20 protein-coding genes are annotated in these 25,390 nt (G+C 67.8%); 11 read left to right on the top strand and 9 right to left on the bottom strand.

The genetic code is table 11. The features are described 5' to 3' along the window. Positions 1 to 11 precede the first annotated feature (11 nt). Positions 12 to 680, bottom strand: coding sequence for a maleylacetoacetate isomerase (gene maiA, locus JLDANKMP_RS10995; RefSeq protein WP_212561096.1), 669 nt, complete (start codon positions 678 to 680; stop codon positions 12 to 14). A gap of 14 nt (positions 681 to 694) precedes the next feature. Further along, complete coding sequence (locus tag JLDANKMP_RS11000; RefSeq protein WP_212561097.1) at positions 695 to 1,684, bottom strand: fumarylacetoacetate hydrolase family protein; 990 nt, start codon at positions 1,682 to 1,684, stop codon at positions 695 to 697. Positions 1,685 to 2,543: 859 nt separating this feature from the next. Between JLDANKMP_RS11000 and JLDANKMP_RS11005 the strand changes: the two genes are divergently transcribed. Next, on the top strand, positions 2,544 to 3,959 hold the full coding sequence (locus JLDANKMP_RS11005; protein WP_099484941.1) for a DEAD/DEAH box helicase: 1,416 nt from the start codon (positions 2,544 to 2,546) through the stop codon (positions 3,957 to 3,959). Between the two features lie 541 nt (positions 3,960 to 4,500). On the opposite strand, the gene JLDANKMP_RS11010 is transcribed toward JLDANKMP_RS11005, so the two are convergent. Beyond that, positions 4,501 to 7,095: a M14 family zinc carboxypeptidase gene (locus JLDANKMP_RS11010; RefSeq protein WP_212561098.1), complete on the bottom strand. Its 2,595-nt coding sequence runs from the start codon at positions 7,093 to 7,095 to the stop codon at positions 4,501 to 4,503. Positions 7,096 to 7,169: 74 nt separating this feature from the next. Further along, positions 7,170 to 9,809, bottom strand: a complete 2,640-nt coding sequence (locus JLDANKMP_RS11015) for a TonB-dependent receptor (protein WP_212561099.1) — start codon at positions 9,807 to 9,809, stop codon at positions 7,170 to 7,172. Between the two features lie 192 nt (positions 9,810 to 10,001). Between JLDANKMP_RS11015 and queD the strand changes: the two genes are divergently transcribed. Next, on the top strand, positions 10,002 to 10,364 hold the full coding sequence (gene queD / locus JLDANKMP_RS11020) for a 6-carboxytetrahydropterin synthase QueD (RefSeq protein ID WP_005407953.1): 363 nt from the start codon (positions 10,002 to 10,004) through the stop codon (positions 10,362 to 10,364). Between the two features lie 116 nt (positions 10,365 to 10,480). Beyond that, complete coding sequence (locus JLDANKMP_RS11025; RefSeq protein WP_212561100.1) at positions 10,481 to 10,828, top strand: phasin family protein; 348 nt, start codon at positions 10,481 to 10,483, stop codon at positions 10,826 to 10,828. A gap of 768 nt (positions 10,829 to 11,596) precedes the next feature. On the opposite strand, the gene asnB is transcribed toward JLDANKMP_RS11025, so the two are convergent. Next, on the bottom strand, positions 11,597 to 13,498 hold the full coding sequence (asnB, locus tag JLDANKMP_RS11030) for an asparagine synthase (glutamine-hydrolyzing) (protein ID WP_212561101.1): 1,902 nt from the start codon (positions 13,496 to 13,498) through the stop codon (positions 11,597 to 11,599). Between the two features lie 350 nt (positions 13,499 to 13,848). Here asnB and JLDANKMP_RS11035 point away from each other — a divergent pair, with 350 nt between their 5' ends. Both JLDANKMP_RS11035 and JLDANKMP_RS11040 read left to right on the top strand, forming a co-directional pair. After that, on the top strand, positions 13,849 to 14,538 hold the full coding sequence (locus JLDANKMP_RS11035; protein WP_005407950.1) for a winged helix-turn-helix domain-containing protein: 690 nt from the start codon (positions 13,849 to 13,851) through the stop codon (positions 14,536 to 14,538). Further along, positions 14,535 to 15,881 (top strand): ATP-binding protein, encoded by a 1,347-nt coding sequence (locus JLDANKMP_RS11040; RefSeq protein ID WP_044571165.1) that lies wholly within the window; start codon positions 14,535 to 14,537, stop codon positions 15,879 to 15,881. Before JLDANKMP_RS11035 ends, JLDANKMP_RS11040 begins: the two co-directional genes overlap by 4 nt. Here JLDANKMP_RS11040 and JLDANKMP_RS11045 read toward each other — a convergent pair. Beyond that, positions 15,878 to 17,347: a HAMP domain-containing sensor histidine kinase gene (locus tag JLDANKMP_RS11045; RefSeq protein ID WP_059036178.1), complete on the bottom strand. Its 1,470-nt coding sequence runs from the start codon at positions 17,345 to 17,347 to the stop codon at positions 15,878 to 15,880. The two genes, JLDANKMP_RS11040 and JLDANKMP_RS11045, sit on opposite strands and share 4 nt — an antisense overlap. Beyond that, positions 17,344 to 18,063 (bottom strand): response regulator transcription factor, encoded by a 720-nt coding sequence (locus tag JLDANKMP_RS11050; RefSeq protein WP_212561102.1) that lies wholly within the window; start codon positions 18,061 to 18,063, stop codon positions 17,344 to 17,346. Before JLDANKMP_RS11050 ends, JLDANKMP_RS11045 begins: the two co-directional genes overlap by 4 nt. 144 nt (positions 18,064 to 18,207) lie before the next feature. Between JLDANKMP_RS11050 and msrB the strand changes: the two genes are divergently transcribed. The 4 genes from msrB to JLDANKMP_RS11070 all read left to right on the top strand — a co-directional run bounded on the left by msrB (position 18,208) and on the right by JLDANKMP_RS11070 (position 23,015). After that, a complete protein-coding gene (gene msrB, locus JLDANKMP_RS11055) occupies positions 18,208 to 18,783 on the top strand; it encodes a peptide-methionine (R)-S-oxide reductase MsrB (RefSeq protein WP_005407946.1) in 576 nt (191 codons plus the stop codon). A gap of 2 nt (positions 18,784 to 18,785) precedes the next feature. Beyond that, positions 18,786 to 20,555, top strand: a complete 1,770-nt coding sequence (locus JLDANKMP_RS11060) for a cytochrome c biogenesis protein CcdA (RefSeq protein ID WP_212561103.1) — start codon at positions 18,786 to 18,788, stop codon at positions 20,553 to 20,555. A 14-nt stretch (positions 20,556 to 20,569) separates the two neighbouring features. Beyond that, positions 20,570 to 21,307 carry a peptide-methionine (S)-S-oxide reductase MsrA gene (msrA, locus tag JLDANKMP_RS11065; RefSeq protein WP_212561104.1) on the top strand — a complete coding sequence of 246 codons (738 nt, stop codon included), beginning with the start codon at positions 20,570 to 20,572 and terminating at the stop codon, positions 21,305 to 21,307. A gap of 259 nt (positions 21,308 to 21,566) precedes the next feature. Continuing rightward, a complete protein-coding gene (locus tag JLDANKMP_RS11070; protein WP_059036174.1) occupies positions 21,567 to 23,015 on the top strand; it encodes a PLP-dependent aminotransferase family protein in 1,449 nt (482 codons plus the stop codon). Positions 23,016 to 23,089: 74 nt separating this feature from the next. Here the strand turns inward: JLDANKMP_RS11070 and bioD are convergent, their stop codons facing one another. Further along, on the bottom strand, positions 23,090 to 23,773 hold the full coding sequence (gene bioD / locus JLDANKMP_RS11075; protein WP_212561105.1) for a dethiobiotin synthase: 684 nt from the start codon (positions 23,771 to 23,773) through the stop codon (positions 23,090 to 23,092). A gap of 68 nt (positions 23,774 to 23,841) precedes the next feature. Between bioD and JLDANKMP_RS11080 the strand changes: the two genes are divergently transcribed. After that, positions 23,842 to 24,324 (top strand): GAF domain-containing protein, encoded by a 483-nt coding sequence (locus JLDANKMP_RS11080; RefSeq protein ID WP_005407940.1) that lies wholly within the window; start codon positions 23,842 to 23,844, stop codon positions 24,322 to 24,324. Beyond that, positions 24,321 to 24,683 (top strand): TfoX/Sxy family protein, encoded by a 363-nt coding sequence (locus JLDANKMP_RS11085; RefSeq protein ID WP_005407939.1) that lies wholly within the window; start codon positions 24,321 to 24,323, stop codon positions 24,681 to 24,683. Before JLDANKMP_RS11080 ends, JLDANKMP_RS11085 begins: the two co-directional genes overlap by 4 nt. Before the next feature lie 91 nt (positions 24,684 to 24,774). Here JLDANKMP_RS11085 and JLDANKMP_RS11090 read toward each other — a convergent pair whose 3' ends face one another. Next, positions 24,775 to 25,353: a histidine phosphatase family protein gene (locus JLDANKMP_RS11090; RefSeq protein WP_005407938.1), complete on the bottom strand. Its 579-nt coding sequence runs from the start codon at positions 25,351 to 25,353 to the stop codon at positions 24,775 to 24,777. Positions 25,354 to 25,390 lie beyond the last annotated feature (37 nt).

A 25,390-nucleotide genomic window follows, 5' to 3' on the forward strand; every position in this document is an offset into this window, starting at 1 on the left:
TCCCTCTACTTTCAGGCTGCGTCGGGCTGGTTTTCCGGGCGCGCGCGGTCGAAGGCGTCCAGCGCCTGACAGGCGGCCTCGATGCGGCGAAGGGTCGGGTACGGCGCAAGGTCCAGGCCGAAACGATGGGCGTTGTACAGCTGCGGCAGCAGGCAGAGGTCGGCCAGCCCGGGGCGGTCACCGTGGCAGAAGGTGCCGGTGTCACGGCTGTTGGCCAACAGCGCTTCCATCGCCGCAAAGCCCTCGGCAATCCAGTGCAGCGTCCACTGCGTGCGTGCATCGGCCGGCAGCTGCAGACTGCGTTCCAGGTACTGCATCACCCGCAGATTGTTGATCGGGTGGATGTCGCAGGTCACCAGCTGGGCCAGTGCCCGCACCCGCGCGCGGCCGGCGGCGTCGGCCGGCAGCAGCGGCACCTGCGGGAAGCGCTCGTCCAGGTATTCAAGGATCGCCAGCGACTGGGTCAGCACATGCCCCTCATGCAGCAGGGTCGGCACCTGCTGCTGCGGGTTGAGCGCGCGATAGGCGTCCAGGTGCTGCTCTCCGCCGTCGCGCACCAGATGTACCGGCCGGGCCTCCCAGGCCAGGCCCTTCAGCTCCAGACCGATGCGCACGCGGTAGGCGGCGCTGGATCGCCAGTAGGTGTACAGCACGATGCCGTCGTCGACCGGAATCTCCATGGCCGCCTCCATGCTCAGGGCTTGGCGGCCTGTTCGATGCGCTGCTCGATCGCACCGAAGATGCTGTTACCGGCGGCATCGAGCATCTCGATGCGGACCACGTCGCCGAACGACATGAACGGCGTGCTCGGCTTGCCGTCGCGCAGGGTTTCGACCACGCGCTGCTCGGCGAAGCACGACGCACCCTTGCTGGTGTCTTCATTGGCGATGGTGCCCGAGCCGACGATGGTGCCGGCGCCCAACGGACGGGTCTTGGCCGCATGCGCGACCAACTGGGCGAAATTGAACTGCATGTCCACGCCCGCTTCCGGCGCACCGAACCACTTGCCGTTGATGTGGGTCAGCAGCGGCAGGTGCACCTTGCTGTCCTGCCACGCAGCGCCCAGTTCGTCGGGGGTCACGAACACCGGCGACAGCGCCGAGCGCGGCTTGGACTGCAGGAAGCCGAAGCCCTTGGCCAGCTCGCCCGGAATCAGGTTGCGCAGCGACACATCGTTGACCAGGCCGACCAGCTGGATGTGGCCGGCGGCCTGTTCCGGGGTCGCCGCCATCGGCACGTCGTCGGTGATCACCACGATCTCCGCTTCCAGGTCGATACCGTAGTCCTCGCTGACCACCTTGACCGCGTCACGCGGGCCGCAGAAGCCGGCGCTGGTGGCCTGGTACATCAGCGGATCGGTGTAGAAGCTCTCCGGCACCTCGGCGCCACGGGCGCGGCGCACGCGCTCGACGTGCGGCAGGTAGGCACTGCCGTCGACGAATTCATAGGCGCGCGGCATCGGCGCGGCCAGGGCCTGCGGGTCGAGGTCGAACACGCCGTCGGCATCGCCGGCATTGAGCGATTCGTACAGGGCGTTCAGGCGCGGCGCGATGTGGCTCCAGTCTTCCAGAGCCTGCTGCAGGGTGGCGGCAATGCCGGTGGCGCGCACGCCGTGGCGCAGGTCACGCGAGACGACGATCAGGGTGCCGTCGCGGCCGCCTTCCTTCAAAGAACCAAGCTTCATGGGTGGGTGTCCGGAGTCGTGGGCAAACAAGTTTCAAGTGTAATCAAATCTGCGGCGGCGCCAAGCTGCAGCGCGGCATCGGCCCACCCTACCGTAGTGGGGGGTTCGGCAGGGCTTGCAGCCCTGCACCTGCTCAATGCAACAGCAACGGCAACGTCAAAAGCGGCTCTGGCTTTCTGCTGGTTGGGCGGGGCGGTGTGGGCCGGCAGGACACGCCGTAAACCCGTCCATGGGGGCTCGATGGCGCCATCCATGGCGCCAACGGTCCTGCCCACCCACACCGCCCCACCCCCGACAGGTTCCCAATGACTGATCGAACATCCACATCATTCATCGTCGAGATCCGTCAGACACCGAAATTGATCGAATGAGATTCGACAGATCGCGGAAAACTGTCGAAGGCGGGGTGGGTCCGGTGACAGGGGCGTGAGCCGCATGGATGCGGCGACCGAGCTTACATGGACGTACTTGCAGCGCCCCCTGCCACCGGACCCACCCCGCCTACCCACAGGAACCCGGCCTTTGACGTTGCTTCAGCCTCTGCGGGTGCAGGGCGCAGCCCTGCAGAGAGAACCCCTACCTGAACAGGTCTTTTTGCGTGAAGTCTCAAACATCGTTTAGACTTGCACGGTCTGCAGCGGCCGTCCGTTTCCCTCCGGGATCGCCGGCGATCAGGGTCCGCCCTCTTCGCCCGCCCCCACTCCGACGCCGTTCGTCACGCATTCCAGCCTGCGCTTCGTGCCGGCTGCACCCAATTCTCGCAGCGCGGTTCACGGGAACGCTCCGAGTCAGCCGATCAGTTTGATCTGCCCCCGTCTGTCCGTTCGGACAGGCGTTTCTTGTACTTGGAGCAAACTCAATGTCTTTTGAATCGCTGGGCCTGGCGCCCTTCCTGCTGCGTGCGCTTGCCGAGCAGGGCTACGAAAACCCGACCCCGATCCAGCAGCAGGCGATCCCGCTGGCACTGGCCGGTCGTGACCTGCTGGCCGGCGCACAAACCGGCACCGGCAAGACCGCCGCCTTCGGCCTGCCACTGCTGCAGCACCTGGGCACCGCCTCGCAGGAAGTGCGCAGCGGCCCGCGCAAGCCGCGCGCGCTGATCCTGGCCCCGACCCGCGAACTGGCCACCCAGGTGCACGACAGCCTGCGCGGCTACAGCAAGTACCTGCGCATTCCCAGCGCCTGCATCTACGGTGGCGTCGGCATGGGCAACCAGCTGGACATCCTGCGCCGTGGCGTGGACCTGCTGGTGGCCTGCCCGGGCCGCCTGATCGACCACCTGGAGCGCCGCAGCATCGACCTGTCCGGCATTGAACTGCTGGTGCTGGACGAAGCCGACCGCATGCTCGACATGGGCTTCCTGCCGTCGATCAAGCGCATCCTGGCCAAGCTGCCGAAGCAGAACCGGCAGACCCTGCTGTTCTCGGCCACCTTCGAGGACAACATCCGCCAGCTGGCGCTGGAGTTCATGCGCAACCCGGAACAGATCCAGGTGACGCCGAAGAACACCGTGGCCGAAACCATCACCCACCGCGTGCACCCGGTCGATGCCGGTCGCAAGCGCGACCTGCTGCTGCACCTGCTGGCGCAGGACAGCCGCGAGCAGACCCTGGTGTTCGCCCGCACCAAGCACGGCAGCGACAAGCTGGCCTCGTTCCTGGAAAAGTCGGGCATCAAGACCGCGGCGATCCACGGCAACAAGAGCCAGGGGCAGCGCCTGCGTGCACTGGGTGACTTCAAGGCCGGCCGCGTGACCGTGCTGGTGGCGACCGATATCGCTGCGCGCGGCATCGACATCAACGAGCTGCCGAAGGTGATCAACTTCGACCTGCCGATGGTGGCCGAGGACTACGTGCACCGCATCGGCCGTACCGGCCGCAACGGCGCGACCGGCCAGGCGATTTCGCTGGTGGCACAGGATGAAGTGAAGCTGCTGCGTGCGATCGTGCGCCTGCTGGGCCGCGACATGGACATCCGCGATGTGCCGGGCTTCGAGCTGCAGGTGCCGATCCGCTGGGGCAACAGTGCGCCGGGCAAGGCCGAGCACGATACCGGCGAGCGCGCACCGCGCAAGAGCCATGCGCGCCGTCCGCACGGTGATGCGCCGCGCCACGCGCACGCAGGCCCGAAGAAGGCCGGCGGTGGCCGCCGCGAAGGCGGTGGCAATGGCCAGCAGCGTGCAGGTGCCGGCCAGGGCCAGCGCCGTGGCGGTGGTGGCAATGGTGGCGGCCGCGGTCGTGGCCAGGGTGGCAACGGCGGCGGTCGCGCCGGCTGATCCCAGCTGACATGGAGGGTGCTTCCCGCTGCGCGGGGGCTATCGAGGGACGGCGCTGACGCGCCGTCCTTTTTTGTTGCGGGCTACCGGGTGATAAAGCACGCGGTGGCAGTACCGAGGGCGAATGGGCATGGGGGCAGCGCAGAACACGCTGTAAATACGTCCATGTAAGCTCGATGGCGCCATCCATGGCGCCAACGGTTCTGCGCTGCCCCCATGCCCATCCGCTTCAAGCATTGCCTGCGCCTTCTTGTCCCGCCGGGTAGCCGGGAGAAGAAAGATCAAATCCAAATTCAAATTCAAATTCAAAGGCAAAAGCCGAAGTCGCAATTCCTGGCTTTGCTTTTGCTTTTGCCCTTGCTCCCGCCTTGGGGTCTGATGCGTCCGCGCCCGCAGGAAACTGTCATGGGAGGCAGGGGGCCTCAGCCAGGACCGTTGGCTCCAAGGATGGCGCCATCGAGCCCCCATGGATGGGTTTACGGCGTGTCCTGGCTGAGGCCCCCTGCCTCCCAAGCACAACAGAAACTCGGCGCCAAACACCTCAACCCCGCGCTTTCGCCGGATTCACCAGATTCCCGAAGAAGATCGCGTTGATCAGCAGTCGGTCCGTTCCGTGCCAGTACTTGCGGTGCGCCGGGTCATCGGCAAACAGCACCACGTTGCCCTGCCCCTGCGCCGACACCAGCAGCCACGCACTACCCGCCACCCGCGTGCGGTTGCGCTCGGACAGATAGCCATTCACCCGCGGCGGCGTGTCGATGCGCACCACCGTGGAAAACGGGTTCGCGCTCGGCTGCAGCGTCACTGTGTTCTCCTTGTTGATCGCCAGCTGCCGGCGCGGCACGCCGAACGCCAACGGATGGCTGGTATCCACATCGGCACTGAGGATGTTGCCGCTGACCCGCTCGATCGCAGCGATGTCGCGCTGGTCGCCAAACGCGCGGCGACTTGCATCAGCAGCCTCTTCTTCCTTGCCGAGCTTTTCGCCGTCGGCCAGCTTCTGCTCGATCGCCCACTTCGAGGCACTGCCGTAGGTCACCAGTGAACCTCCGGCCTGCACCCAGCGCTTCAGTGCAGCCACCGCCGTGGCATCGACGCCCGTGTAGGTGCCACCGGACAGCACGATCGTGGTGTAGCGGTCCAGCGGTACCTTGCCCAGCTGCTGCGGATCCAGCTTGCTGGCTGGCAACTGCAGCTGCTGGTCGAGCAGGAACCACGCCGATCCGATTTCGGTGGCGGCCACGCCCTCGCCCATCACCAGTGCCACCGCAGGCTTGCGCAGCGCCTTGACGCCGTCACTGCCGAGGTCGATGCCTTCGCGGCTCCGGCCGCTGGACAGCGCGTGGACCTGTACGCCCACCTCGCGCGCGGCCGATGTCACTGTCTCGAGCAGCGCCGCGCCCTGCAGCGATTGCCCGGCAACCGGAATGACCAGGCTGCCGGCGGCGAAGCTGATGTCGCCCTGCGCGGTCGCGGTGGTGAACGGCTGGAATGCCGCGCGTGCATTCACGCCCTTGCCCTGCAGCGCGGCCAGCGCGCGCCCGGCGTTGTAGTCGCGCCAGTCGATGGCGTAGGCGAATCCGGCCTCGCCGCCCAGCACCGCGCCCCGCTCCACCGGCAGCGCGGCCACGCGTGCGCCGCCTTCGATGCGGCTGCGGCTGCCCGCAAAGGCCACGCCGTAGGCCGGTGCGATCGCATAGCTGGTGCTGCCGTAGAACACATCACCCTTGATCGGCGGCGTCTCGGCAAAGATCGAATGCACCAGGCGGAACTGCGCCTGCTGCACCGGTACCACGTAGGCGCTGCCGGCATCGAAGCGCTGCCCATCGACAGTGACGGCACGGTCCAGTGCGCGCACCTCGATCCGGTGCAGCAGCAGCAGTTCCAGCAGGCGACGGGTCAGGGCCGGGTCATGCGCATCGCCGAACACGAAGCTCTTCACCGGCTGCTGCGCAGCCTGCTTCAGCGCGCTCTGGAAGAACTGCTTCTGCAGGTCGAACAGGCCACTGCGCTCGCTCGCCGCGCCACGCACCGTGCCCAGCCCGGTGGCGACCTGGTTGCGGATGGTGAAGGGGAAGGTCAGCAGGCCATTCACCGATTCCTGCACGCGGCCGCGCGAGCTGGCCTGCTCGACGGTAACGCCGACGGCACCATGGAAGTCCGGATAGGTGGAACCATACACCGGCGAGAAGTTGTCGAAATTCTCGCCGGTGTAGTACAGCGACCCCAGCGCATCCAGCGCCTGCGCGTGGTACTTGGCGAGGGTCTTGTTGAATTCATACGACGCCGCCGGAATCAGCGGACTGTGCATGCTCTTCGGCGAGGGCTCGAAGTAGTAGGTGCTGTCCTTGCCCATTTCGTGGAAGTCGATCTGCACGTTCGGGTACCACTGGTGGAACACCTCCACCTTCGGCCGTGAGTCCTGCTGGGTCAGGGCCAGCCAGTCGCGGTTGAGATCGGTGAAGTAGTGGTTGGTACGACCCTGCGGGAACGGCTCGACGTGTTCCTTGTCGGCGGGGTCGGCAGAAGCTGGGTCGGACGCCCAGGCGTTGTGCCAGTTGGCAGCACGGTCACGACCATCCGGATTCTGCGCTGGATCGAACAGCACCACTGCCTGCTGCAGCCATTGCTGGGTTTCTGCGCTGCGGTTGGCCACCAGGTAGTACGCCGTCAGCATCGCTGCCTCGGCACTGGAGGTCTCGTTGCCGTGGACGCTGTAGCCCAGCCACACCACCACCGGGCTGTCACCGGCGGCGCTGCGCGGCTGCGCCGGATCGGCCAGGGTCGCGTGCTGCTGGCGGATCTGTTCCAGCCGCGCATGATTGCCTGCAGCGGTGACGGTGGCGATCAACAGCGGGCGGCCTTCATAGCTGCGGCCGATCTCGCGCACGCTGATCTTGTCCGAGCGTTTCGCCAGTTCCTGGAAGTACGCCACCAGCTGGTCGTGCCGGGTGTAACGGCTGCCGATCGGGTAGCCGAGGAACTGCTCCGGCGTCGGCACCGCTGCATCGAACGCCGCTGCGTCGGTGACCTGCGGAAAGAAGTACGCGCTCTGTGCCCGCGCCGGCTGCGGCGAGGACAGGGCGGTGGCGGCGGCAAGCAGCAACGGAAGAACGGCACGGCGATGCAAGGACACGGTGACTCCCCTGGAACACAACGGCAGACGATCGCGCGGCCGGTCCCCTCAGGTGACCGGCCGCGGCGGATGGATCAGAAGCGGTAATCGAAGCCCAGCGTGAAGTAGCGGCCACGCAGGTCGTACTGGCTGAAGTCGTACGGCGCGCGGATGCCCGGGAACGAGGCGTCGTACGGCGGCGTCTTGTCGGCCAGGTTCTGCACCTTGGCATACACGGTCAGCTTGTCGATGCCGGTGTAGGCCAGGTACAGGTCGTACTGGCTGTAGCTGCCGACGCGCTGCTGCACGGCTTTGGCGGCGGTGCTGGCCTCCTGGCGGTAGCTGCTGGTGTAGTACCAGGTCACGGCTGCGTTGAAATCACCGTACTTCCAGTCCAGCGTGGTGGTGGCCTTGTCCTTGGGCAGGGTCGCGCCCAGGTTGCTGCCGGCGTAGTCGACCAGCGGCCCACCGACCACGGTCGGGCGACGGTAGTCGCGCACGTGGGTGTAGGCCGAGGACACGGTGAAGTCACCCAGCGCCGCGGTCGGGATGCGCTGGCGCAGCTCGACATCGATGCCCGAGGTCTTCAGCTCGCTCAGGTTCTGGTAGCGGTTGTAGACCGCCTGCAGCTTGCCGCGCTCATCGCGCTGCACGGCGCCGGCCACGTTGTCGTTGACCAGGGTCTGGGTGTTGTTGGTGCCGACCAGGTTGTCCAGCTGGATGCGGTAGTAGTCCACGCTCAGGTTGGTGTTGGCCCACGGCGACAGCACCACACCGAAGTTGACGCTCCTGGTGCGCTCCGGCTTCAGTTCGTTGTTGCCGACGGTGAAGAAGGTGGGGTTCTGACGCGAGCCCGGCACGTCCGGATCACGCGGGTCGACCACGCTGCCGTAGGCGATGCTGGTGCTGTTGGAGTTTTCCGACAGCGACGGTGCACGGAAGCCCTTCGACGCCGAGGCGCGCACCAGCAGGACATCCAGCGGCTGCCAGCGCAGGCCGATCTTCGGCGAGAACGCATCGCCGAAATCATCGTAGTGATCAGCGCGCGCGGCGGCGGACAGTTCCAGCGTCGAGGCCAGCGGCACGTTCACTTCGGCGTAGGCCGCACTGACCTGGCGCTTGCCGTGCACTTCAGCAATGGCCGGGCGCACCTGCAGGCCGGCATCGATCTGCCACGGGTTGTTGGAGTCGAGCTTTTCGCGGCGCCACTCGGCACCCGCAGCGAAGCCGATCTCGCCGGCCCAGGTGTGGCCCAGGCTGCCGGAAATCTTCGCATCGATGCCCTGCAGCTTGGATTCGGCCGGACGCAGCGTGGCGATGTTGATCGAATCACGCACCGACTGCGGCGTGGCCGCCGGGTTGAGCAGGTTGTAGCTGCCCGTGGCCAGCGCGTCGGCCAGCGCCCAGCGGTTGGCGAAGCCACCGGACACGCTCTCGCGCTCGCTGCTACGTGCACCGAACGCGGCCACTTCCCAGTCCCACTTCGCGGTGGTGCCACGCAGGCCGAACACGCCGCGGTAGGCGGTGGAACGGTTGGTCTTGATCGTGCCGCCCAGGTCGAAGAAGGTGTACTCGATCGGGATCGCGCGGCCGTACGGGTTGTACGGATTGTTGGCCGGCAGCAGCGACGACACCGGCTCTGCCAGGCCGCTGTTCGCGTTCAGTGCGAAGCGGCCGCTCTCCAGGGTGAAGAACGGGCTGCTGCCGAACCACGCGGCACTCTTGATCTGGCTGTACAGCACTTCGCCGAAGGCTTCGACATTGTCGTTCAGGCGGAAGGTGCCGTTGGCATAGGCCTGGTAGCGCTTGGTGGAGGGGATCAGCGTGGTGAACGGTGCCTGGTTGAAGCCGCAGGTGTCACCGGCCAGGCCGTCAATCGGTGCGCTGGCCACGCGGGTGGTACCGGTCGGGCAGTTACCGTTGGCATCGAGCATCGGCACCGAGACGCCGTTGACCAGGTAGCGCGCGCCCTTGGCCGACCAGCCGTTCCAGCGGCCACCCGGCTTGTCGGTGTAGATGCCGCTCCTGGTCAGGTTGCGTTCGTCCTGGTCCAGGCGCTCGCGGTTGTACCCCTGCAGGCTGAAGAGGATGTTGTAGCCATCGGTGTCGAGATCACCCAGGCCGCCGACGAACTTCAGGTTCTGCTCGTGCAGGCCGCCCTGGTCGGCACCGCCGAAGCTGCCGCCGATCTCGGCGCCTTCGAAGTTCTGCCGGGTGATGATGTTGACCACACCGGCCACGGCGTCGGAGCCGTACACCGCCGAGGCGCCGTCCTTGAGCACCTCAATGCGCTCGACCGCGACCAGCGGCAGCGCATTGAGATCGACGAAGGTATCGGACAGGCCACCGGCCGGGAAGCCGTAGTTGGCCAGGCGACGGCCGTTGAGCAGCACCAGCGTGTTTTTCTGCGACAGGCCACGCAGGCCGATACCTGCCGAGCCGGACGCCCAACCATTGTTGGTGGTTTCGTTGCTGGCGTTGCCGGTGTTGGCCGAGATCGAACGCAGCACATCGGCCACGGTGGCCTTGCCGGTCTGTTCCAACTGTTGGCGGCCGATCACCTGCACCGGGTTGGAGGCCTCGGTATCGGTGCGCTTGATGTTGGAACCGGTGACGCGCACGGCGGCCAGGGTACTGGCTTCGCCACTGGCATCGGCGGAGGTTTCGGCGGCGGCGGACAAAGGCGCGGCCAGAGCGACGGCCAGGGCCGCCACGAGCAGGGTGTGCTTGGGCATGACGATGTGGGGGAGGTGGAAAGGGCGACGTAGTTCCGCAGTAGTCCATGCCTGGCCGGGGTCCGGCCAATAACATCTCTTCATACGGATATAAGAGAAACTATCATCTCTTCATCCGGATGGAAAGAGTTACTTCACGAAAGCCCAACATCCGCTCAGGATGGCCGGCCACCTGCGGCGTACAATCGCGCCATGGAAATCTTCAAAGTCTTCATGCTCGAGGCGGCGCACCGCCTCCCCAACGTGCCGCCGGGGCACAAGTGCGCGCGCCTGCATGGCCACTCGTTCCGGGTGGAACTGAAGGTCGAGGGCGAGCCGGGGGCGCAGACCGGCTGGATCATGGACTTCGGCGACGTGAAGGCGGCCTTCCAGCCGATCTACGACCGCCTGGACCATCACTACCTCAATGACATCCCCGGCCTGGAGAACCCGACCAGCGAGAACCTGGCGGTGTGGATCTGGAACGAACTCAAGCCCAGCCTGCCGGCGCTGAGCGAGATCACCGTGCACGAAACCTGCACCTCCGGCTGCCGCTACCGCGGCCCGACGGCCTGATCAACCCATTGATCTGAAAGGTGTTTCAAAGGCGCCTTGGGCGCCTTTGTTATTTTTGTTGCATTGCCGCATCAACGGCGTATGCTGCAATGCATCAAGCCACTCCCTGATGCCCCATGGCCGCCGCCTTCAGCGATCGCTTCAGTGATGCCACCCGCCAGCTCGCCGCCGCAGCCACGCGTGCGAACCGGCTGGCGTTGGAGAACGCGGAGAGCATGTTCGGCGTGCAGTTGAAGGTGATGGAGCGCAACCTGACCGCGACCGGCGGCTGGCTGGGTGAACTGGCCCGCAGCGACGACACGGCCGGGGTGCTCAACAAGGGTGCACAGCTGTGGCAGGACAACCTGCAGCGGCTGGGCCAGGCCCAGCAGGATGTGGTCGGTCTCGGCCTGCAGGCCGGCAAGGCCTGGTCCAAACTGGTGCAGGGCTACAACGAATCAACGGCGGACGCGAACAACCACTGACGCGACGCAACGCTCATTGCGTGGGTCCCTCCCCCCACGCAATCCGGACCCGGCAGATCCCTCCCTCTGCCGGGTCTTTTTTTTGCCTGGTGTTCGGATTCCGAAGTGCGTCTTCGTCCGATGTCTCTGCGAGCTGAGGGGCCCCGCCGGGGCAGGCAGGGGTCTGGGCAAATGTCCCCCGGCGCCGGCCGTTGGCCGTCACCTCCTCCTTTACTTTGCCCAGACCCCTGCCCGCCCCGACGAGGCTCGGCTTGCGGTGGGTAGAGCGCAGTGCTCGCGGCAACCTTTCAATGACGCGCCGACGAACTCCGAACGCAGGGCGGAGGCCCTTGCGTACGAAGTAAAGGAGGAGGTGACGGCCAACGGCCATCGCCGGAGGACATTCGTACGCAAGGGCATCCGCCCGGCGCCACGCAGAATGAATCCGCCACACGCGTGTCTTCGTCCCGATTCCCCGCGAACTGACGGGCCCCGCCGAGACAGGCATGGGCCTGGGCAAATGTCCCCCGGCGCCGGCCGTTGGCCGTCACCTCCTCCTTTACTTTGCCCAAACCCCTGCCCGCCCCGACGAGGCTCGGCTTGCGGCAGGAAAGGAAAAGCGCAGCGCTCGCGGCGCCTTTCAACGAGGCGTCGACGAACTCCGAACGCAGGGCGGATGCCCTTGCGCACGAAGTAAAGGGGGAGGTGACGGCCAACGGCCGGCGCCGGAGGACATTCGTACGCAAGGGCCTACGCCCTGCGCCACGCAGAACAAACCGCGAAGGAATCTCAACGCCCGCGATTGACGTGCCAGTGCTGGTGCCACGCCTGGAACATCAGCACGTTCCACAGGTGCGTGTGCCACTTGCGTTCGCCACGCAGGAACGCTTCCCAGATGCCGCGCACGCGTGCCGCATCGAAGCAGCCCTGGTTGCGCAGCAGCTGCGGGTCCAGCAGTGCCTCCGCCCAGTCGCGCAGCGGGCCCGCCAACCAGCGTGCCATCGGCGGTCCGAAGCCGCGCTTGGGGCGATACACCAGCGGCTCGGGCAGGTAGCGCGCCAGCAGGTGCTTGAGGATCCGCTTGTGCTCACCGTCGTGGTACTTCAGGTGCTGCGGCAGGCGCCAGGCCAACCGCACCACCTCCATGTCCAGCAGCGGCGCCCGCGTCTCCACGCCCGCCGCCATGCCCGCACGATCGACCTTGGCGAGAATGCCCTCGGCCAGGTCCATGCGGAAATCCAGCAGCTGGATGCGGGCCTCGGCCGGCAGCGCCGTGTCCTGCTGCTGGAAGATCGTCATCGGCTCGCGTGCACCCAGCACCACCTGCGCCGGCTGCCGCCAGCGCGTCACGCGCTGCAGGTAGTGACCTTCCACGTCGTTGGCGGCGACTTCCGCCACCAGTGCGCGCCAGCCGCCCAGGCGGGCGCGCTCGACATTCATGCGGTTGCCACTGCGCCGCGCCAGATCACGCACCCAGTCCGGCAGGCCACCGCACAGGCGCGCATTGCGCAGCGCGCGGCCATAGCTGGGGTGGCCGAAGAACAGTTCATCGCCACCGTCGCCGGTGAGGGCCACCGGCTTGCGCGCGCCCAGCAGTTCACTGGCCAGCAGGGTCGGCAGCTGCGAGGCATCGGCGAACGGTTCGCACCAGACCTGCGGCAGCCGCTGCAGCAGATCCAGGCCTTGTCGCGCATCCATGCGGTGCAGGTGGTGTTGCACGCCCAGATGCCGCGCGACCTGCGAGGCCCAATCGCTCTCGTCATGGCCGGGATCGTCGAAGCCAACCGTCCACGCTTCGATCGGAAGCGTCGACTGTGCCTGCATCATCGCCGTCACCAGCGAGGAATCGGTGCCGCCGGACAGGAACGCACCGCAGGCCAGCGGCGAATGCATGCGTGCGGCGATGGCCCTCTGCAGCACAGCTTCCAGCTGGTCGGTCGCCTGCTCCAGGCTCGGCGCCGGCAGCAGCGGTTCCTGCAGTGCGCTCTGCATCGCATCGCGTGCGCACCAGTAGCGTGAACCACCCTGTGCGGCCTGGCTGGAGCCGCCAGCCGCATGGTCATTCAGATCGATGCGCAGCATCGCGCCTGCCACCAGCTTGTGGATGCCGCGGTAGATGGTGTGCGGTGCCGGCACGTAGTCATGGCGCAGCAGCAGGCTCAGCGCATCCTGGTCGATGCTCGGGGCGAAACCGGCAAAGGCCTGGAGTGCCTTCATTTCCGAGGCGAACAGGAACCGGCCCTGGTACCAGCCGTAGTACAGCGGCCGCTCGCCAACCGGGTCGCGGGCCAGCCACAGTTCGCGCGACTCGCGGTCCCATACGCTGAAACCGAACGCGCCCTCGATGCGGGAAAGCGCCCGTTCCACGCCCCATTCGATGATCGCCTGCAGCAGCAGCCGCGCATCGCTGCAGCTGCGTGGCAGATCGCGCAGCTGCGACTGCAGGTCGGCCCGGTTGTACAACCGGCCATCCAGGCACAGCACGTAACGGCCACAGTCCGAACTCAGGGGCTGCAACGGCGTATCGGTTGGCGCCCGGCAGTGGCCCAGCGCCAGGCCGGCCTCGGCGTCGGTCCAGTAGCCGATGCGCCCCCGGCCGCGCTGCTGCAGGGCGCGCAGCATTGGCGCCAGCTGCTGCAGCAGGTGTTCGTCCTCGGCGGGCGGCAGCCAGGCCCCGACCACGCCACTCATCGGGCACCTCCGCAGCGGCAGCGGCGGGACGGGTTCAGCAGGCAGGCGGCGGCGGGCGACATGGGAGCGACACGCGGAGCGGAGGAGACTCCATGCTCGGCCCGCCCCCGGCCCTGCGTCAGTCGCTTTGCTGTCAGCGATGGTCACCGTGCGTATCACGAAGGTAACGTTTTGTAACAGCATCAGGCTATGCTGGACGCCAAGTTGTTGCCAGGCCTGAGGCCCGGCCCGTGCGCCAGCAACCCCGGCTGAATGGCGCCCGCCCCCGGGACCCGGGCGGCCCGAAGGCTGGGATAGCATCGCCGCGCTCGTGCCGTGGCGGTACGTGTGCGTCCACGGAGGCCTTGAAAATGCTGGATATCGTACTGGTCGAAGACGATGCCCGCCTGGGTACGATGGTCAGCGACTATCTGCAGCGGCATGGCTACCAGGTGGCCCACGAGCGCAGCGGTGAGCGTGCGGTGGCCCGGATCCTGGCCGACAAGCCCGCCCTGGTCCTGCTCGATGTCGGCCTGCCCGACCAGGATGGTTTCGAAGTGTGTCGGCAGATCCGCCCCCACTATGACGGCATCATCTGCGTGCTGACCGCCCGCACCGACAACATCGACCAGGTGCTGGGACTGGAACTGGGCGCCGATGATTACATCGGCAAGCCGATCGAACCGCGGGTGCTGCTGGCCCGCCTGCGCGCCCACCTGCGCCGCCACCGCCGGGTCGAACCACGCGACGGCAGCCTCCGCTTCGGCGAGCTGAGCATCGACCCGTCCACCCGCAACGTGCACCTGCAGGGCGCGCTGCTGGAGCTCACCACTGCCGAGTTCGACCTGCTGTTCCTGCTGGCCAGCAATGCCGGCCAGATCCTGGACCGCGATGCGCTGCTGCGCGGCCTGCGCGGGATCGCCTTCGACGGCCTGGACCGTTCGATCGATGCCCGCATCTCGCGCCTGCGCCGCAAGCTGGGCGACAACCCAGAGCAGCCGGAACGGATCAAGACCGTGCGTGGACGCGGCTACCTGTTCAGCCGCTCGGCATGGGGATGAAGCGCACGCCCTCGGCGATGCGCGGCCACGCCTTCCACTTCCTGCGCTACGGCATCGGCTTCCTGGTCGCCCACCTGCTGCTGATCGTGCTTGGCCTGTGGGCCTGGGATGCGCTGCTGGAAGACCGCACCGAAGCCGGACTGCTGGCCGAGATGCGCGGTACCCATGCCCTGCTGCAGCACCGCTTCGCCGAAACCCCGCGCGAGCAGTGGCCGACGCTGGCGCGCGAACTGGACGCCGACTTCGCCTATGCCCTGCGCATGGTGCCGTTGGCAGAGGCGATGAAGGCGCTGCCGGCCAGCCAGCGCCCCCCCTTCAGCAACGGCCGGGTGCAGATCGACCTGGAGCACATGCGCAGCCTGCAGCGGATCGGCGACAGCGACTACGCGGTGATGCTGGGGCCGTTGGACGAAGCGCTGCCTGACGAGGGCTGGCAGGACAGCGAAGTGTCAGGCGTGGCGATCCTGCTGCTGATCCTGATGGTGGCCGTGGCGCTGCCGATGTACGTGATGGTCTACCGCCTGTGGCGCGACGTCTCGCAGCTGGCCCAGGCCGCCCGGCAGATGCGCGACGGCCAGCTGGATACCCGCGCGCCGCGCGCCGGAACCGCGCTGGTGCGGCCGCTGGCCAATGCCTTCAATCACATGGCCGAGCAGCTGCAGCAGCTGCTGGAAAGCCAGCGCGTGCTGGCGCAGGCGGTGGCGCACGAAGTCCGCACGCCGCTGGCGCGGATGCGTTTCGGCCTGGCCGACCTGGAGGACACCGCGCTGGACGAGATCCAGCGTGATGCCTTGGGCGGCCTGCGCACTGATGTCGATCGGCTGCAGCACCTCACCGATGCCGGCGTCGAGTACGCCGCGCTCGGCCGCTGCCATCAGCTGACCCGCCAGCGCCTGCAGCTGGCGGCACTGGTACGTGGGGTGGTGGCCCAGTTCGCGCCGCTGCCGATGCCGGTACAGCAGGTGCTGTCGCCGGCGGGCCTGGTCAACGTCAACCGGCACATGCTGGAACTGGCATTGCGCAACCTGCTCGGCAATGCCCTGCGCTATGCGCGGCGGCAGATCCGTATCGCCAGCACGGTCAACGACGGCTGGCTGTGCCTGCAGGTGGAGGACGATGGCCCCGGCATCGCACCCGAACTGCGCGGGCAGGTGCTGCAACCCTATGTGCGGCTGGATCCGGGTAGCCCCGGTTTCGGCCTCGGACTGGCGCTGGTGCAGGTGGTGGCCGACAAGCATGGCGGCCTGGTCGAAGTAACCGATTCGGAGCTGGGTGGTGCCTGCATCCGACTGCACCTGCCGCTGGAAAGCGGCGCTGCCGTGGAGTGCGATGCGGCCTGCTAGGCCGCTGGTTCCGCACGCGGCAACGCAAACGCGAACAACGCACCGCGCTCGCTGTCACGCAGTTCGATGCGACGGCCGTGCAACTGCACGATGCGCTGCACGATCAGCAGGCCCAACCCGCCGTTCTCTCCACGTCGCGCGCCCAGCGCGGCCGGTGCCTGGAACAGCTGCGTGCGCAGTGCAGGGGCAACACCAGGTCCATCATCGGCCACGCTCACTTCCACGCTGTCCGGCGTCGCGCGCAGGCACACCTCGATCCGCCCACCGTCGGGCGCATGCCGCAGCGCGTTGTCGAGCAGGTTGGTCAGCACCCGCTCGACCAGGCCCAGATCGGCGCGCACCAGCGGCAGGCCGGGCGGGAAGTCCGCGTGCAGGTACTGGTTGCGAGCCTGCGCCGCCAGCTCGAATTTCTGCAGCACGTCCTGCAGCAGCTCCGGCAATGCGAACACCTCCCACTCCAGGCGCACTTCGCCATGTTCCAGCCGCGCCAGCTCGAACAGCGCACGCGCAAGCCGGCCAACCTTGGCGCTCTGCGCCAGCGCGATACCGAGGTAGCGGCGGCGCTCGTCCGGCGACAGCGTGGCGTCCTTCAGCGCCAGCGTTTCCAGATAGCCGTGCAGCGACGACAACGGCGTGCGCAGGTCATGCGAGATGTTGGCGACCAGCTCGCGGCGCTGCAGGTCCTGCTGGCGCAGCTGCTGCCACTGCTCGCCCAGCCGCTGCGCCATCTGCGCGTGTGCGTGCTCGAGGATCACCAGCTCGTCGCGCTCACCGGGACGCAGCGGCTCCGGCGGCGGCAACGGCGTGGGTGCGTCGATGTCGAAGGCCTGGATGCGCCGGGTCAGCCGCCGCAGCGGGCGTGTCACCCAGTAGAAGGCCACCAACCCGGCCAGCAGGCCCAGGCTGCCGACCAGCATCACCGACCACAGCGTGGTGTTCCACTGGCTGCCGGCGGCAAGGTCGTCGGACAGCATCTGACGGTGTTCGCCGACCAGCACCACGTACACATAACCGGCCTGGCGACCCTGCACGATCAGCGGCGCGGCACTGAACACCTTGCGGCCATCCGCGCTGCGCGGGTCATCGCCCAGGATCGGCAACGGTGCACCGGCCAGCAGCCGGCGCAGCGGTGCCACGTCCACCCGGTTGCGCACCAGATGGCCTGTCGGCGCATCGTGGCCGAGGATGCGGCCCTGGTCGTCCAGCAAGTAGACCTCGACGCTGGGGTTGACCGCCATCAGCTGGCCGAACAGCGCGCGCACGGCGGCATCACGCATGCCGCTGGTGTCCATCAGTTCGCTGCGCTGGGCAATGTGCTCGGCCAGGCCCAGCGACAACCGCTGCACCACTTCCTGCTCGTGGCGGGTGTTGGCGCGCATCTGCAGCGCCAGCAACGCCATGCAGCACATCAGCATCAGCGCAGCGATCACCGCCGCCAGCTTCTGCCACAGGTTCGGCTTGATCATGCCGCCGCCCCGGCCGGGTCCACCAGCTTGTAGCCGCGGCCCCACACCGTCAGCAGCCGCCGCGGGTTGGCCGGGTCCGGCTCGATCTTGCTGCGCAGTCGGTTGATGTGGGTGTTGACCGTGTGCTCGTAGCCATCGTGCTGGTAGCCCCAGACCTGGTTGAGCAGTTCCATGCGCGCGAACACCTGGTCCGGATGACGGGCGAAGAACAGCAGCAGGTCGAACTCGCGCGGGGTCAGCTCCAGTGCGTTGCCATCCACCGAGGCGGTACGCGCAACCGGGTCCAGCTGCAGACCACCCAGCTCGATCGCGCCGGCATCGATGCGCGCGCTCTGCGCCATCGCCTCGGCCCGGCGCAGCAGCGCACGCACGCGGGCCACCAGTTCCGGCATCGAGAAGGGCTTGGCCAGGTAATCATCCGCACCCAGTTCCAGGCCGACGATGCGCTGCGTTTCGCTACCACGCGCACTGATGATGATGATCGGCACATAGCGCGCCATCGCGCGTGCACGCTGGCACACCTGCAGGCCGTCCACGCCGGGCAGCATCACGTCCAGCACCAGCGCATCCCATGGCCCTTCCTGCTCGAGCAGGCGCAGGCCGGCATCGCCGCTGGCGGCATGGGCGACGTCGTAGCCCTCATCGCCCAGATGCATGCGCAGCAGGTCGGCGATGTGGGCATCGTCTTCAACGATCAGCACGCGTTTGATGGACATCGGCAGCTCGGGGCCAGTGGGGAGGCTGGCTGCATTGTGGCGCGGGATGGACGCCGATACCTCACGAAAAATTGAATCCTGCGTGAGGATTCGTTGACCCGGGCGGGCGCAGCATGGCCCCGTCGCCCCTTCCCGGAGTCCGCCATGTCCCTTACCCGACGCCATCTGCTGGGCCTGGGCGGTGTTGCCACCGCCGCCGGTCTGCTCGGCCTGGGGGCCTGCAGCCGCGCCGCCCCGGCCGCCGCTGAAGCGCGCCCGTCGCGACAGTTCGAGGTCATGCGCAGCGATGCCGACTGGCGCCAGCGCCTGACCCCGGCGCAGTACGCAGTGCTGCGCCAGCAGGCGACCGAGCGCCCGTACAGCAGCCCGCTCAACAAGGAACACCGGCAGGGCACGTTTGCCTGCGCCGGCTGTGCGCTGCCGCTGTTCTCCTCCTCCACCAAGTTCGAGAGCGGCACCGGCTGGCCCAGCTTCTGGGCGCCGCTGCACAACGCCATCGGCGAAGACCGCGACGTCACCTTCGGCATGCTGCGGGTGGAGGTGCACTGCCGCCGCTGCGGTGGCCACCTCGGCCATGTGTTCAACGACGGGCCTCGCCCAACCGGACTTCGCTACTGCATGAACGGCGCAGCGATGGTGTTCGTTCCCGGTGCCGCTGAGGGCGGTACCGCCGATGGCTGGCGGGTGCCGGTCGGTTCTTCCCCTGCTTCCGGAGCCTGACGATGCTGCTGTTGCTGCTTGCCTACCTGGGGGGCGCGCTGACCCTGCTCAGTCCCTGCATACTGCCGGTGCTGCCGTTCGTGTTCGCCCGTGCCGACCGCCCCTTCCTGCGCAGCACGCTGCCGCTGCTGCTGGGCATGGCACTCACCTTCACCGTGGTCGCCAGCCTGGCTGCGGTGGGCAGCCAATGGGTGGCACAGGCCAACCAGGTCGGACGCTGGATCGCCCTGCTGCTGATGGCGCTGTTCGCACTGGCATTGCTCTGGCCACGACTGGCCGACCATCTGCTGGCGCCGTTCCAGCGCGTGGGTGCCCGCTTGAGCGCGCGTGCCGATGCGACCGACGCAGCGGGGCGTGGCGGTGCGTGGACCTCGCTGCTGATCGGCATCGCCACCGGCCTGCTGTGGGCGCCCTGCGCCGGGCCGATCCTCGGCCTGGTGCTGACCGGTGCCGCGCTGCATGGCGCCAGCGTGGGTACCACTGCCCTGCTGCTGGCATATGCGCTGGGCGCGATCACGGCGCTGGCCCTGGCCGTGTGGGTGGGCGGCCGCGTGTTCCGTGCGCTGCACGCGCGGCTTGGCCTTGGCGATGTGCTGCGCAAGGTGCTGGGCGTGGCCGCCTTGCTGGCGGTGGTGGCGATCGGCCTGGGCTGGGATACCGGCCTGCTGACCCGTCTTTCCACGGTCAGCACCGCGCGTATCGAGCAGGGCCTGCTGGATGCGGTACCCGGCACGCAGCCGGCAGCACCGTCGATGATGATGATGGCGGGCCCCGATGCGGGTGCCAGTGCACCGCTGCCAGTGGAAGGCACCCTGCCCGCGCTGGATGGTGCCACCGGCTGGCTCAACAGCCCGCCGCTGACGGCCCAGCAGCTGCGCGGCAAGGTGGTGCTGGTCGATTTCTGGACGTACTCGTGCATCAACTGCCTGCGCGCGATGCCATTCGTGCACGAATGGGAGCGCCGTTATCGCGACCACGGCCTGGTGGTGATCGGCGTGCACACCCCGGAATTCGCCTTCGAGCGTGACCCGCGCAATGTGATGAAGGCGGTGCAGCAGCTGAAGGTCGAGTACCCGGTGGCGCTGGACAACCAGTACACGATCTGGCGCGCGTTCAACAACCGCTACTGGCCGGCGCAGTACTTCGTTGATGCGCAGGGCAACATCCGCGGCCACCAGTTCGGCGAGGGCAACTATGCGCGTTCGGAACAGGTGATCCGCCGCTTGCTGACCGAGGCCGGCCAGACGAACCTGCCACCGCCGGCCGATCCGGCCGCCGCCGATCTGAAGGGCGTGGCTGCGCAGGCCGACATGGGCAATCTGCGCTCGCCGGAAACCTATCTGGGCCACGCCCGTGCCGAGCAGTTCGCCTCGCCCGGTGGGCAGCGCAGCGACACCGCGTTCGACTACACGTTGCCGGCCAGCCTGGCGTTGAACCAGTGGGGCCTGTCCGGACGCTGGACCGTTACCGACGAGGCTGCGCAGCTGCAGCAGGCCGGTGGCCGCATCGCCTTCCAGTTCCATGCGCGCGACCTGCACCTGGTGCTGGCACCGGGCCAGGAAGGAAAGCCGGTGCGCTTCCGCGTCCTGCTGGATGGCAAGCCATTGCCCGCCACCGATGCCGGCACTGATGTCGGCGCCGATGGCAGCGGCGTGGTCGACGAGCACCGCCTCTACCAGCTGGTGCGCCAACGCGGCACGGTCAGCCCGCACCGCTTCGAGATCGAATTCCTCGATGCGGGCGTGCAGGCCTATGCCTTCACCTTCGGTTGAACCGGGAGGACACGATGAAATTCTCCTTTGAACAGGGCATTGCCGCTGGCGTTGCCGGACTGGTGGCCACGGCACTCATCGCCGGCGTGCTGCTCGTTGACCATGGCGCCATCGCGGCACCGGTCGAAGCCCGCGCGCAGACCCAGGCACTCCCTGTACCCACGGGCGACGCTGCGTTCCGCGATGACGCCACCCACGCCAGCGTGGTGTTCGCCGGCGGTTGCTTCTGGGGCGTGCAGGGTGTGTTCCAGCATGTCAAAGGCGTGAGTAATGCGGTGTCCGGCTACATCGGTGGCAGCGCTGCCAATGCCCGCTATGAGCGGGTCAGCAGCGGTCAGACCGGTCATGCCGAAGCGGTGAAGGTCGACTACGACCCACGCCAGGTCAGCTATGGGCAGTTGATGCAGGTGTTCTTCTCGGTGGTGCACGACCCGACCCAGCTCAACCGTCAGGGGCCCGACCACGGCAGCCAGTACCGGTCGGCGATCTTCACTGATGACGCCCGCCAGCAGGCAGCCAGCCGCGCCTACATCGCCCAGCTCGGCCAGGCCGGCAGCTACCGCGCACCGATCGTCACCCAGCTGGTCAGCGGCCAGCGCTTCTACCCGGCCGAGAGCTACCACCAGAACTACATGACCAACTACCCGCAGGCCGCCTACATCCGCTACTACGACGCGCCGAAGCTGGCCGCCTTGGGCAAGCAGTTCCCGGTGCTGTACCGGCGCGATGCGGTGCTGGTGCCGATGCGCTGACGGCATTTCCGTGGGGCCGGCTGGCGCTCGGTGACGCACCTGCCAATTCGGTAACGACCCGGGTAGTGCCGGCCGCTGGCCGGCTCCTGCGGTCCAAGGGGATTGCCGGCCAGCGGCCGGCACCACCTCCAAAAAAAGACGCACGGCCATCCAGCCGTGCGCTTGGAAAGTACCGGCCGTGCCCCGATCAGGCCCGGCCGACAACGACATGCTAGGCTCGCCGTCATCATGGGTACAGCACCAGATGGCGGGAAACTCGATGGATACAGATGATCAGAGCGCAATGATCCCCCCCCGCTACCAACGGCTGTCCGACGAACTGGCCGAGGCCATCCACGGCGGACGCCTTCCGGTCGGCAGCCGCCTGCCTTCGCTGCGGCAGATGGCCCTGCAGCGCCGGCTCAGCCTGAACACGGTGATCGCCGCCTACCGCCAGCTGGAAGACGCTGGTCTGGTCATTCCGCGGCCCAAGGCCGGCTTCGAGGTCGCGCCGCGGCTGTCGGTGCCGGAACGTTCGCTGCGCGACACACCTTCTGCGCCCACCGCGCCGCTGCAGCAGGTACTGATGGCCCGCGTGCTGGAAGCACAGCGCCGCCCCGGCGTGATCGACCTGGCCTTTGCCGGCCCGCGCGGTCGCCAGTTCTACCCCGGAGCGCAGCTGGCCAAGCACACGGCGCAGGTACTGCGCCATGGCCAGCAGACCGTGGAGACCTATGCACGCCCCAACGGCTCGCCACGGCTGCTGGCGCAGATCGTGCGCCGCGGCCCGCGCATGGGCCTGCATACCCACAGCGAACGCCTGCTGCTGACCCACGGTGCGATGGAAGGGCTGCAGCTGGCGCTGCGTGCAGTCACCCAGCCCGGTGATGCGGTCGGCATCGAGGCGCCGTCCTACTTCAACCTCTACCCGTTGCTGGCCAACCTCGGCCTGCAGGCCATCGAACTGCCCACCCATCCGCAGCTCGGCCTGGATGTGGATGCGCTGGATGCGCTGCTGGAGCACACGCCGCTGGCCGCACTGGTGGTGATGCCGACCGTGCATAACCCGCTCGGCTGCACCATGCCGACCGCCGCCAAGCAACGCCTGGCCGAACTGGTCAACGCACGCCAGCTGCCGCTGATCGAAGATGCGGTGTATGCCGAGCTGCAGTTCTGCGAACCGCCGGCACCGCTCCTGAAGGCCTTCGATCGCGATGGCTGGGTGATGGTGGTCGGCGGCTTTTCCAAGACGCTGGCGCCGGATTACCGCATCGGCTGGCTCGATGGCGGCCGCTTCGCCGAGCGCATCGCGCTGCTGAAATTCCAGTCCACCGGCGGCGAGCCGCAGCTGCTGGGCGACGCGGTGGCGGCCTATCTGGAAGCGGGCAGCTACGAGCACCACCTGCATCGCATGCGCCGGCTGTACCGCGAGCAGGTCGGACGGCTGCGCCAGCTGGTGGCCGAACACTTCCCGGCCGGCACCCGCGCCACCGAACCGCAGGGTGGCTTCCTGCTGTGGCTGGAACTGCCGGGCGTGGACACGCGCGAGCTGTTCGAGCGTGCACTGCAGGAGGACATCGTGTTCATGCCCGGCCAGGTGTATTCACGCGGCGCGCGGTATCGCCATTGCCTGCGGCTGTCGTGCTGCCAGACGCTGGATGCACGCTTCATCGGCGCGGTGGAGCGGTTGGGTGCGATCGCGCGGGAGCTGGCGGCCGCAGCACGGTAGTGCCGGCCGCTGGCCGGCAACATCGGGATCACCGGGTGGTGCAGTTGCCGGCCAGCGGCCGGCACTACCCAGGATCACTCGAGCAGACGCGCGCTCAGCGCTTCGCCATCCGCTCCCGGCAGATGCGGCAGCCGCCCCCAGCACGGCATCGGCAGGCGCTGCTGCAGCGTTGCGATGTTCTCATCCTGGCGCTGCATCGCCGGGTCGATGTGGTTGCCGATCCAGCCCAGGCACTCCACGCCGCTGGCCTGCAGCGACTGCGCGGTCAGACGCGCGTGGTTGACGCAGCCCAGCCGCATGCCCACCACCAGCAACACCGGCAACCGCAATGCGCGCACCAGGTCGAGCTGGTCGAGCGTGGCCGAGACCGGCGCCAGCCAACCGCCAACCCCCTCCACCACCACGACATCGGTCTGCGCGCGCAGCCGCTCGAACGCTGCCACGATCGGCGCCAGCTCCACCTGCACGCCGTCCTCGGCAGCGGCCAGCTCCGGTGCCAGCGGCTGGCGCAACGCATATGGGTTCAGATCGGCATAGTCCGGTACCGGCCAGCTGGCCGCCTGCAGGGCCAATGCGTCTTCGTTGCGCAGGCCCTGGCCCAGGTCTTCGCTGCCGCTGGCCACCGGCTTCATGCCCACCGCACGCAGGCCGCGCCGGCGCAGTGCGTGCAGCAGCGCGGTGCTGGCCGCGGTCTTGCCGATCTCGGTATCGGTGCCGGTGACGAACAGGGCGGGCGGCAGCGTGGCGGGCAACGGCATCGACGGGCTCCAACAGGGCAACAGTGTGTGCATTATCGCTGGCCCGGCACGCTTGCTAGACTGCTGGCATGTTCGCCAATGCCTCGCTCACCGGCAGCAAGCCGGAACAATACGCCCAGCTGCTGGAACAGGCCCGTGGCCTGGTCTATGCCGAGTCCGACCGCATCGCCAACGCGGCCAACCTCTCGGCCCTGGTCTACCACGCCCTGCCCGACCTGAACTGGGTGGGCTTCTACCTGTACGACGGCAAGGAGCTGGTGGTCGGCCCGTTCCAGGGCCTGCCGGCCTGCGTGCGCATCCCGCTGGACAAGGGCGTGTGCGGTGCCGCCGCCAGCCAGCGCGTGACCCAGCGCGTAGAGGACGTCGACGCCTTCCCCGGCCACATCGCCTGCGATTCGGCCTCGCGCTCGGAACTGGTGGTGCCGCTGCTGCGCGGCGATGAACTGATCGGCGTGTTCGACATCGACAGCCCGAAGGTCGGCCGCTTCGATGCCGACGACCAGGCTGGCCTGGAAGCCATCGCCCGCGTGTTCGTCGAGGCGCTGGGATGAGCGCACCGAAGCTGCGCAACATCGGCCCGAAAAGTGCGGCGTGGCTGCGCCAGGTCGGCCTGCGCAGCCGCGACGACCTGGTCGCGATCGGAGCCGTCGGCGCCTTCGTCAAGGTCAAGCGCGCCGGCTTCAAGCCCAGCCTGAACCTGCTGTACTCGCTGGAAGGCGCGTTGCTGGACTGCCATTGGCAGGAGCTGAGCGAGCCACAGCGTGAAGCACTGGTGCAGGATTACGAAGCACGCATCGCTGCGCATCCGCTGAAGGCAGCCGGCCCGGCATCGGGCCCGGTGCATGAGCAGCGCTTCGATGCCGACGATGACGCTGAGGACAGCGTGGCCGAGGGCGCGGACGAGGATTGAGGCCTCCGCGTTCCTGGGGATGCCGGCCAGCGGCCGGCACTACCAGTGTGATGCGGGATCGGTAGCGCCGGGCCATGCCCGGCGAGTGCGCTCAGGGCTGCTGCAGCTCCAGCAGCTCACCCACCAGCCCGATCTCGCCGCGCTCCAGCCACACCCGCAGGCGCGTGCCGTGATCGATACGCAGCGCCCAGCACAGCGACATCGGCAGGCCGCAGACCTGCGACAGCACCATGCGCAACGGGCCGCCATGGCTGACCACCAGCGTCGGTACCGGATCGTCATCATCGAGCAGGCGATCCAGCGCGCGCGCGATGCGCCGCTCGAAGTGGCCCCAGCTCTCGCCATTGGGCGGTGGGAACGCGTGCGGATCGGCATGGAAGGCCGCCAGTGCATCCTCCGGCAGGTCGAACAGCGACCGCCCGTCCCAATCGCCGAAGTCCAGTTCTTCCCATTCCTCGTCCGCTTCCACGTCCAGCCCACGCGGCGTGGCCAGGGCCATCGCCGTATGCAGCGCGCGCAACCGCGGTGAACTGATCACCCGCTCCCAGCGTTGCCCGGCGTAGGCCTCGACCAGCTCCTGTGGCAGGCCGGCCAGCTGCGGTGGGTCGCTGCGGCCATCAAGGAACTCATCACGGCCATTGCCGGCATGGCGGACCAGGTCGAGGATCATGCGCGCGTCCCGGACGGGCGACGCAGGTACAGCGGAA

Origin of the sequence: Stenotrophomonas sp. PE591 (assembly GCF_018320795.1) — a bacterium.
GTDB classification, from domain to species: Bacteria; Pseudomonadota; Gammaproteobacteria; order Xanthomonadales; family Xanthomonadaceae; genus Stenotrophomonas; species Stenotrophomonas maltophilia.

Excerpts from the sequence above, each read along its gene's own strand:
- maiA (WP_212561096.1), bottom strand. The coding sequence starts at position 680 with ATGGAGATTCCGGTCGACGACGGCATCGTGCTGTACACCTACTGGCGA.
- JLDANKMP_RS11000 (WP_212561097.1), bottom strand. The coding sequence starts at position 1,684 with ATGAAGCTTGGTTCTTTGAAGGAAGGCGGCCGCGACGGCACCCTGATC.
- JLDANKMP_RS11005 (WP_099484941.1), top strand. The coding sequence starts at position 2,544 with ATGTCTTTTGAATCGCTGGGCCTGGCGCCCTTCCTGCTGCGTGCGCTT.
- JLDANKMP_RS11015 (WP_212561099.1), bottom strand. The coding sequence starts at position 9,809 with ATGCCCAAGCACACCCTGCTCGTGGCGGCCCTGGCCGTCGCTCTGGCC.
- queD (WP_005407953.1), top strand. The coding sequence starts at position 10,002 with ATGGAAATCTTCAAAGTCTTCATGCTCGAGGCGGCGCACCGCCTCCCC.
- JLDANKMP_RS11025 (WP_212561100.1), top strand. The coding sequence starts at position 10,481 with ATGGCCGCCGCCTTCAGCGATCGCTTCAGTGATGCCACCCGCCAGCTC.
- asnB (WP_212561101.1), bottom strand. The coding sequence starts at position 13,498 with ATGAGTGGCGTGGTCGGGGCCTGGCTGCCGCCCGCCGAGGACGAACAC.
- JLDANKMP_RS11035 (WP_005407950.1), top strand. The coding sequence starts at position 13,849 with ATGCTGGATATCGTACTGGTCGAAGACGATGCCCGCCTGGGTACGATG.
- JLDANKMP_RS11040 (WP_044571165.1), top strand. The coding sequence starts at position 14,535 with ATGAAGCGCACGCCCTCGGCGATGCGCGGCCACGCCTTCCACTTCCTG.
- JLDANKMP_RS11045 (WP_059036178.1), bottom strand. The coding sequence starts at position 17,347 with ATGATCAAGCCGAACCTGTGGCAGAAGCTGGCGGCGGTGATCGCTGCG.
- JLDANKMP_RS11050 (WP_212561102.1), bottom strand. The coding sequence starts at position 18,063 with ATGTCCATCAAACGCGTGCTGATCGTTGAAGACGATGCCCACATCGCC.
- msrB (WP_005407946.1), top strand. The coding sequence starts at position 18,208 with ATGTCCCTTACCCGACGCCATCTGCTGGGCCTGGGCGGTGTTGCCACC.
- JLDANKMP_RS11060 (WP_212561103.1), top strand. The coding sequence starts at position 18,786 with ATGCTGCTGTTGCTGCTTGCCTACCTGGGGGGCGCGCTGACCCTGCTC.
- msrA (WP_212561104.1), top strand. The coding sequence starts at position 20,570 with ATGAAATTCTCCTTTGAACAGGGCATTGCCGCTGGCGTTGCCGGACTG.
- JLDANKMP_RS11070 (WP_059036174.1), top strand. The coding sequence starts at position 21,567 with ATGGATACAGATGATCAGAGCGCAATGATCCCCCCCCGCTACCAACGG.
- bioD (WP_212561105.1), bottom strand. The coding sequence starts at position 23,773 with ATGCCGTTGCCCGCCACGCTGCCGCCCGCCCTGTTCGTCACCGGCACC.
- JLDANKMP_RS11080 (WP_005407940.1), top strand. The coding sequence starts at position 23,842 with ATGTTCGCCAATGCCTCGCTCACCGGCAGCAAGCCGGAACAATACGCC.
- JLDANKMP_RS11085 (WP_005407939.1), top strand. The coding sequence starts at position 24,321 with ATGAGCGCACCGAAGCTGCGCAACATCGGCCCGAAAAGTGCGGCGTGG.
- JLDANKMP_RS11090 (WP_005407938.1), bottom strand. The coding sequence starts at position 25,353 with ATGATCCTCGACCTGGTCCGCCATGCCGGCAATGGCCGTGATGAGTTC.